The sequence below is a fragment of the uncultured Subdoligranulum sp. genome (assembly GCF_937890665.1).
In genome coordinates this window covers 1-8,016 of the sequence record NZ_CALADU010000292.1, presented here as the reverse complement: position 1 = coordinate 8,016, position 8,016 = coordinate 1, and the positions used below count along the sequence as shown (strand labels likewise).

8 protein-coding genes are annotated in these 8,016 nt (G+C 55.9%); 7 read left to right on the top strand and 1 reads right to left on the bottom strand.

What is annotated here, in order from left to right; genetic code table 11:
• On the bottom strand, positions 1 to 1,217 hold a 1,217-nt coding region (locus Q0526_RS16785; protein WP_298736172.1), incomplete at its 3' end, for a Clp protease N-terminal domain-containing protein.
• Between the two features lie 286 nt (positions 1,218 to 1,503).
• Between Q0526_RS16785 and Q0526_RS16780 the strand changes: the two genes are divergently transcribed.
• From Q0526_RS16780 to Q0526_RS16750, 7 genes are all read left to right on the top strand, one after another.
• Positions 1,504 to 2,172, top strand: coding sequence for a response regulator transcription factor (locus Q0526_RS16780; RefSeq protein ID WP_298736170.1), 669 nt, complete (start codon positions 1,504 to 1,506; stop codon positions 2,170 to 2,172).
• Positions 2,169 to 3,584, top strand: coding sequence for a HAMP domain-containing sensor histidine kinase (locus Q0526_RS16775; RefSeq protein ID WP_298736167.1), 1,416 nt, complete (start codon positions 2,169 to 2,171; stop codon positions 3,582 to 3,584). Before Q0526_RS16780 ends, Q0526_RS16775 begins: the two co-directional genes overlap by 4 nt.
• Positions 3,571 to 4,269 (top strand): hypothetical protein, encoded by a 699-nt coding sequence (locus Q0526_RS16770; RefSeq protein ID WP_298736165.1) that lies wholly within the window; start codon positions 3,571 to 3,573, stop codon positions 4,267 to 4,269. Before Q0526_RS16775 ends, Q0526_RS16770 begins: the two co-directional genes overlap by 14 nt.
• A 28-nt stretch (positions 4,270 to 4,297) precedes the next feature.
• Positions 4,298 to 5,596 (top strand): hypothetical protein, encoded by a 1,299-nt coding sequence (locus Q0526_RS16765; protein ID WP_298736163.1) that lies wholly within the window; start codon positions 4,298 to 4,300, stop codon positions 5,594 to 5,596.
• A 21-nt stretch (positions 5,597 to 5,617) separates the two neighbouring features.
• Positions 5,618 to 6,907 carry a hypothetical protein gene (locus tag Q0526_RS16760; RefSeq protein WP_298736161.1) on the top strand — a complete coding sequence of 430 codons (1,290 nt, stop codon included), beginning with the start codon at positions 5,618 to 5,620 and terminating at the stop codon, positions 6,905 to 6,907.
• 31 nt (positions 6,908 to 6,938) lie between these two features.
• A complete protein-coding gene (locus tag Q0526_RS16755; RefSeq protein WP_298736159.1) occupies positions 6,939 to 7,457 on the top strand; it encodes a hypothetical protein in 519 nt (172 codons plus the stop codon).
• A 151-nt stretch (positions 7,458 to 7,608) separates the two neighbouring features.
• Complete coding sequence (locus Q0526_RS16750; protein WP_298736157.1) at positions 7,609 to 7,974, top strand: hypothetical protein; 366 nt, start codon at positions 7,609 to 7,611, stop codon at positions 7,972 to 7,974.
• Positions 7,975 to 8,016 lie beyond the last annotated feature (42 nt).

Here is an 8,016-nt window from a genome sequence, read left to right as displayed (position 1 = left end):
TTCACCATAGCGCAGGCTTCGTCCACCAGGTCGATGGCCTTATCCGGCAGGAAACGGTCGGTGATATACCGGTCAGACAACGTTGCCGCAGCAATCAAAGCCGGGTCTTGAATCTTGACGCCGTGGAACACTTCATAGCGTTCCTTCAGACCACGCAGGATGGAAATGGTGTCCTCCACAGTGGGTTCATTGACCATGACCGGCTGGAACCGACGCTCCAAGGCGGGGTCTTTCTCGATATATTCCCGGTACTCGTCCAGCGTCGTAGCACCGATACAGTGCAGTTCGCCGCGGGCCAGCATCGGCTTAAGCAAGTTGCCCGCATCCATCGCGCCGTCGGTCTTGCCGGCACCCACAATGGTATGCAGCTCATCAATAAAGAGGATGATCTTGCCTTCCGACTTTTTGACCTCGTTCAATACGGACTTCAAGCGCTCTTCAAACTCGCCGCGGTATTTAGCACCAGCAACCAGTGCGCCCATATCCAAACTGAACACCGTACGATCCTTCAGATTTTCCGGCACGTCGCCACGCACAATCCGCTGGGCCAGTCCTTCAGCAATGGCCGTCTTACCGACACCCGCTTCACCGATCAGCACCGGGTTATTCTTGCGCTTACGGGAAAGAATGCGGATAACGTTGCGGATCTCACTATCACGGCCGATGACCGGGTCCAGTTTGTTGGCGCGGGCCATCTCCACCAGATCCTGCCCGTATTTTTTCAGGGCATCGTAGGTGGATTCGGGATTATCGCTGGTAACCCGTTGGTTGCCCCGCACCACCGAAAGCTGCTTCATAAAGGTTTCCAACGTAATGTTGAAGGCCTTGAACAGTTCCCCCGCAGCTTTGCCGGGGCGCTGCAGCATACCAAGGAACAGATGCTCTACACTGATGTATTCATCTTTCATCTGCTTGGCCTGTTCCTCGGCGGCATTGAAAGCCCGGTCCAGTTCCCCGGAGATGTAAACCTTTTCGGGGTCACGGCCGGAACCGGTCACGCGAGGCAGGGCTTCCACCTTTTGTAGGGCAGCCTGCGCAAAAGCATTGGGGTCCACCCCCAATTTGGTGAGAAGCTGGGGAATCAAACCATCTTGCTGCTGTGCCAGCGCAGCCAGCACATGTTCCTGTTCCACAGCCTGATTCGAATATTCCACGGCAAGACGCTGGGCATTTTGCAGCGCCTCGATGGTTTTTTGGGTAAGTTGATTCATGTTCATAAGTGCGTACCTCCTTACTGTGCAGATACACGCAAAGTCAATCTATTAGCAACGGACACTGTCGAGTGCTGCTTTCTCCCGTTCACCTCTATAACGGCGCGGCATCGGCGCCGTTTCGTTTAAATTAGCACTCTATGCATCCGACTGCCAATATTGTACCACATCCCATTTCTGTGTCAATAGGAAATTTGAAAATAATTTGTGAATACCTTCCGCTTTTTGCCATTGATAGAAGTCGGAAAGAAGTGTACAGTAAACTAAAAGCACACCGAAGGAGGGACCGTGCATGCGCCCCATTTTGATTGTAGAAGACGAACACCCCATTGCCGATCTGATCGAGTTAACGCTGACCAGCGCCGGCTACGCCTGTGAACAGGCCAACGACGGAGAAACCGCCGCTGATTTGATTGCCGAACGGGATTATGAGCTGGCAATTTTGGATATTATGCTCCCCAAGGTGGATGGGTATGAATTGTTGGGGTATCTGCGCAGCGTGGGCACACCGGTGATTTTTGTGACTGCCAAAAGCGCTTTGCAAGACCGTGTCCGGGGTTTGCATGAAGGCGCCGACGATTACCTAACCAAACCCTTTGAACCGCTGGAATTGGTAGCCCGGGTAGAGAGTGTACTGCGCCGCACCGGCCGTGCCAACGTAATCTTACATGCTTTTGGGGTCGCGCTGGACCCGGGCGCCCGAACCGTCACGAAAGACGGTCATCCACTTCACCTTTCGCCGAGAGAATTTGAACTGCTGGAACTGCTGATGCGCAACCGAGGGCTGACTCTCTACCGAGAGGTCTTGTACGAACGGCTGTGGGGCGACGATGAAGCCTTCGACACCCGTCCTCTGGACTTATGCATTACCCGGCTGCGGAAAAAGCTGGGCTGGAAAAATGAAATCTGTACCGTATTCCGTGTAGGCTACCGATTGGAAAAGGAGGAAACCTCCCCATGAAATTCGGACACAAGCTCACTCTTGTACTGCTGGGAGTTCTGGCTTTGGTATTGAGCCTGAGCACCTTGTGGACGCAGGAGCGGCAGTTCAGCCGCGCATTGGCCGACTTACGCCAGACCGCACAGGAAGAATGGCTGCGGGAATCTGCTGCTTTCCAGCGGGGTCTGCGTTCTGATACCGAATTCCAGCTGAATTCCCGGGCATGGAGTTACCTAGGCAGTCTGTCCCGTCAGGACAACCGCAGTCTGTTGGCGGTGTACGATCAAGAGGGGCAATCTCTAGCCTCCACCATGCCCGCCACCCTTTCCCAGAACGAATTGGCACAGGTGGTGCCAGGCGGTGAAGGAACACAGATCCGTCTTCTCACCGCCGTGGATGGGACCCGGTATCTGGTGTGCAGCGGGCTGATCGTCTGCCCGGAACAATGCCTGACCTTTGTAAGCGCCCAAAGCCTGAGCGGTCTTTTTGCTGACCGTGCGCTGCGTCTGCGGGACGCCGTGTTGGGACAAACGTTGGCATTGGCCGTCGCTGCTCTATTAGCGCTGCTGTTTTGCCGCCGGATGGTGCGTCCGCTGGAACAACTGAATGCCGCCAGTCAGGAGATTGCCGCCGGAGCCTACGACCGGCGCACAGCCCTACCCGGCAGCGACGAAATCGCCGGGTTGAGCCGCAGTTTTGACGAAATGGCTGCCGCCGTGCAGGACAAAGTCAACGCCTTGCAAGCGCACGTACAGCAGCGGGAGGACTTCATTGCAGCTTTTACTCACGAGTTGAGAACGCCCATGACCAGTATACTGGGCTACGCTGATTTGCTGCGCGGTGCCGAAGTCCCTGCCGCCACCCGGCAGAAAGCCGCCGATTTTATCTATCACGAAAGCAAGCGTCTGGAATCCTTGAGCGGGCGCTTGATGGAGCTCATGCAGCTAAACGGAAACGACTTGCCCTCGCTGGAGCCTGTACAGCTGGACGGAATTTTCCGGCAGTTGACCCGCGCTTTACCCCACAGCCCGCCGCTCCTAACGGTACCGGACTGCCACTTGACGGTGCTGGCGCAGCGGGAACTGCTGTGTGACCTTTTGTACAATCTGGTGTTGAACGCCCGCCATGCCACCCCGCCGGAAGGCACTATTACGTTGGAAGTTTCCGAACAGCCGGATGGGGTGGCGCTTACGGTACGGGACACCGGCTGCGGCATTCCGGCCGAGGATCTCCCCCACATTACCGAACCTTTTTATATGGTGGACAAGTCCCGCGCCCGGCAGCAAGGTGGCAGCGGCATGGGCTTAGCCCTGTGCGAACGCATTGCAATACTGCACGGCACCCACCTAACTTTTGAGAGCACCCCCGGCACCGGGACCGCCGTGACCTTTACCCTGCCCAAACCCAAGGAGGCTGACCATGAAACTGCGTGAACGCTGGCTGCCGTTATGCGGCACCGCCTTGCTGATAATTGTTTGTATGAGCCTGCCCTTTGTATGGTTTGCCGTCCGGGACCGTCAGTTGGACAGCGCCCATTGGGACATCCCCGCCGACAGCAATTTTTTAAGCGCCGCCGGGCGTGAGAACGCTGTGGCTCGAGAACTATATTACTGGCGGCAGCAACCCACCGAAACAACCAACGCTCATCCCACTGAACTATCCACCGCGCGGGCAACCGTCGCCCCCTGTCTGGAAGCGCTGCGCGGCGCCAAAGTTTTGCCAGACGCCTACCTAGATGCCGCCGAAGAACTGGTTGCACAAGCCGCCAAATGCTCCGCCAGCAGCGAAACAGTCGGGGCCACCACGTACTATTTTAGTCAAGGGCCAAACAAGCCGTATCTGAACATAACCGTAACCGAATACGGCACCCTGACCGGTCTAAGCGGAGAACTGGGGTTGGCTGATGGGTTTGTATCCGCCGATGTTGCCAAAGCCTACCGCACCATGCTGGGGCTGGACAGCTTTACCGATTGGGAGAACGCCAATCCAAGAGGTCACGGCACGCCCGCCCCCTATTACAGCGCCGAGGCCCAGTTGTATCTAGTGGCCAATATGGATCTTGGGTATTTCAGCGTGAGTGTAACCTCTATGGCGCCTGACACCTACGCCGAATTGTAATTGCATTGTAGAAAAGGAGGATGTCCGGATGAAACGAGTTTTTTCTCTGGCGCTTACCGCCCTGTTACTGGCGGGCTGCACCGCCGCCCCGGCTGCCGGCAGCGAAATTTCCACCACCGTCACCGCTGAAACTGCGGTTGCACAAGCCTCTACTGGAAATGGCGAACCCCTGCGCCTGTTGCAGCACGGTGACGAAAAGCAGTATTACAGACAAGAATCCCTCGGGAAAGATGATTCCATGATTTTGTATCATGTCGTAGACCTGCAGACCGGAGAGGATACCATCCCCTGTGATGTGGAAGGGTGTACCCACGACAGCGAAAGCTGCCCTGCCGTCACCACACAAATCCCGTCCTATCAACCCTTTGTTCTGAACGACAGCACCTTGCTGGTATTGAGCGGCATGAATCATTCCTCTCAGTCTACTTTCATCACACTGATGGACCGCAACTGTCAGAACCGCCGGGTGCTGAAAAAGTTGGAGGGCGTAGATTTGTTCCTTGACCCCAATCACATGTATACCGACGGCGATTTTCTCTATTGCTGTGGCTACGAGAAAAATGCTTCCCTCGGCGCCACGCTCTATACCATTTACCGTATTGACCTATCGGACGGAACAACCACCAATCTGACGCAGCACTTCTACAATTTCCAGTTTATGAGAGGCACCGTGGGCCGCGATCTCGTTTTGTATCAAGAGAATCTCACCTACCCAGATACTTTTGGCGACCCGACGGCAACCGCGTCCTCCCATCCCACCGGCACCAAAAGTCATGTCCTGCTGAACGTTGACACCGGCGAAGTTCGGGACTTTTGCAGTTATTCCTCCGATGACTACGTTCTGGACCGGCTGTATTTCTATGTCATAGCCGGCCAGTATTACTGGATCGACAGCACCGCCGGCACGCTTTCCACCGTGGACCCCACCACAGGGGAAAGCCGTCTACTCACCGACCAACTCCCCATCACCGAACCGGACGCTCTTTCCGCCGAATACCAGTACCAGATGGAGGCCAATCTCAACGGCTGGCTGGTCTTCTACGATTTGCCGCTTCTCGTCAACGCAGAGACCGGTGAAGTCCGCCAACGGGCCGACCTGCCGGAAAATCTCTGGAACGGGTACGGTCACCAACCGCAAATCTTCTTGCAGTTGAAAGACCGTCTATTGGTGGATTGCCGGTACGAGCCGTATACGCGAACCGACCTTTCCGATGACGGCACACCGTTTACCACACAGAGCGACCAGATGTATTTGGGGCTGATCTCTATTGACGACTTCCTCAACGGCGTCCCCAACTATACCGAAGTCTGCAAAGGACCTGCCTGAGTTTTGCAAAAAGGAGTTTGTATGAAACGCGTTTTTTCCCTGACGTTGGCTGCCCTGCTGCTGGCCGGCTGCACGGCCGCACCTGCCAGCGGCAGTACCAGCTCCACCACCCTCACCGCTGAAACCTCTGCCACACAAGAGCCAGCGCTTTCCACCCCCGCCCCCGCGCAACCGCTGCGCCCCCTGCGTGTTGGGGATGAGCGGCAATATTACATGACTGAAATGTTGAGCGGTGGTCTGATCCGGTACCGGGTGGCCGACCTGACGACCCATCAAACGGCCGTTCCCTGCACGATAGAAGGCTGTTCCCACGACACCGCAGATTGCCCCGCCACCTTCCGCCGGGGCGAGTGCGACGGGGTCTATGTATTGGACGATAACACGCTGGTAGCCTTCACCAACAACCATTTTCCCGAAACGAAGGACAGCGATGTAGTGCTTTTGGACCGCAACTGTCAAAATCGCCGGGTAGTAGCTACCGTCACCGACGCCACCTTTGATGCGCTGGGCTATGACAACACCACCGCCCCCTATACCGATGGGACCTATCTCTACTGCTTGGGACACCATGGTGGATATGACGGGCAGACTGCCCTATTCCGCATCGATCCCAGCACCAGCGAAACCGTGGATTTGCTGGAGAACACAGACATCCCCATCGACATGCTGCTGGGCGCTGTCGGCTCAAAATTTGTTCTGATCCAGTTTGAGCAAGAAGCCCCGCCGGATAACAGTGAAGGGTTCACCAGCGCTTCCACCCAGCAAATCGTACACTGGCTGTTTGATCCAGCCGCCGGTGCGTTGCAGCAGCTAGCTTCCTACGATACACCGCGTGGGATTTTGGACAGTCACACGGCCGAAATCTTGGAGGGAACTTATTATCAAGTAGACTGGACCGCGGGCACCGCCAGCACACTGGACCCGGAAACCGGTGAAGCGCACCGCTTTGCAGAAAACATTCCCACCGAGTACCGGGAAGGACATCACTGGATCGATGACAAAGTGGGAGATTGGCTGGTTTTTTCTTACCCTATGGTCATGATCAACGTCAAGACCGGCGAGGTGCGGGAACACCCCGCTCTGCTCGACAATTACTGGAACGGCGGCGGACACCAGCCGCGCATCTATCTGAATCTGGGGGACACCCTGCTGGTAGATTGCCGATACGAACCTTATACCCGTACCGACGTAGGCCCGGACGGCGTCCCCATGACTGTGGAGACAAGTCAAGGATACTTGGGTCTGATTTCTGCTGAGGATTTTCTGAATGGTGTCCCCAATTATACGGAAGTCGGCGTTATAGCCGGATGATCTATGCTGTAAGAAACGAGAAGGAGTTTGTATGAAACGACTTTGTTCCCTAACACTGGCTGTTCTGCTGCTGACGGGCTGCACCGCTGCCCCAACGGACAGCAGCGCCAGTTCTGCCGCCGCCACTGCTGTCCCCACTACCGCACCGGAACCTCCGGCAGCCGCTCCTGCCGCTGACCTGCGCCCGCTATGGCTGGGTGATGAAAAACAATATTACATGAACGAGATGGTCACCGGAGAACTGATCCGGTACCGGGTCGCCGACCTTGTCAGCCATAGGACCGATGTTCCCTGCAATATAGATGGCTGCCCCCACGACAGCGAAAGCTGTCCGGCGGTTTTCCGCCGGGGCGAATGTGACCGGGTGTTTGTGCTGGACGAAGATACACTGGTCGCGTTCACCAACAACCAATTTCCCGAAACCGAAGACAGTCAGGTTATTTTGCTGGACCGCGATTGCCAAAACCGCCGGGTGGCAGCCACAATACCGAACAGTTGTTTCTTGTCCATGATGGGCGGCGACGCTTTTTTCCTCCCCTTACACCGATGAACAATCCCTGTACTGCTTCGGCTATACCAATGCCTCCAACGGTGAAAGCGCCCTATTCCGCATCGAGCTGGAAAATGGCACCGTCACCAATCTATTGGAAAACGCACCGGCGCAGGACCTGCAATTTTTAGGCGTTGTAGAGAATTTGTTCGTGTTCTCTCAGTCCGATGTAACCTATCCGGAGCCCACCGGTGACCTGACCGCAGATGCCTTGGCCTCCCCCACAGGCACCACCACCCACTGGCTTTTTGATCCCTACACTGGTGAATGGAAGGTGTTTCAGACCTACTCCTCCGATGAATGGAATCTCGACTTGCTGGACATCCGTATTGTGGACGGACAATACTATGTGGTGGACCGTACCACAGGGACCCTTTATACGGTGGATCCCACAACCGGTGAAAAGCGCGAAATCACCAACCAACTTCCCACAGCTGACCGCAATGACTATTCCGCCCATTATTGGGTCGCAGCGAAGCTCAACGATTGGCTGGTATTCGACGACCTTGTATTATAGAGTAGTAGTTATTAGAGCCCCTCTCCAAGGGCTGTGCTACAC

Excerpts from the sequence above, each read along its gene's own strand:
- Q0526_RS16780 (WP_298736170.1), top strand. The coding sequence starts at position 1,504 with ATGCGCCCCATTTTGATTGTAGAAGACGAACACCCCATTGCCGATCTG.
- Q0526_RS16770 (WP_298736165.1), top strand. The coding sequence starts at position 3,571 with ATGAAACTGCGTGAACGCTGGCTGCCGTTATGCGGCACCGCCTTGCTG.
- Q0526_RS16775 (WP_298736167.1), top strand. The coding sequence starts at position 2,169 with ATGAAATTCGGACACAAGCTCACTCTTGTACTGCTGGGAGTTCTGGCT.
- Q0526_RS16755 (WP_298736159.1), top strand. The coding sequence starts at position 6,939 with ATGAAACGACTTTGTTCCCTAACACTGGCTGTTCTGCTGCTGACGGGC.
- Q0526_RS16760 (WP_298736161.1), top strand. The coding sequence starts at position 5,618 with ATGAAACGCGTTTTTTCCCTGACGTTGGCTGCCCTGCTGCTGGCCGGC.
- Q0526_RS16765 (WP_298736163.1), top strand. The coding sequence starts at position 4,298 with ATGAAACGAGTTTTTTCTCTGGCGCTTACCGCCCTGTTACTGGCGGGC.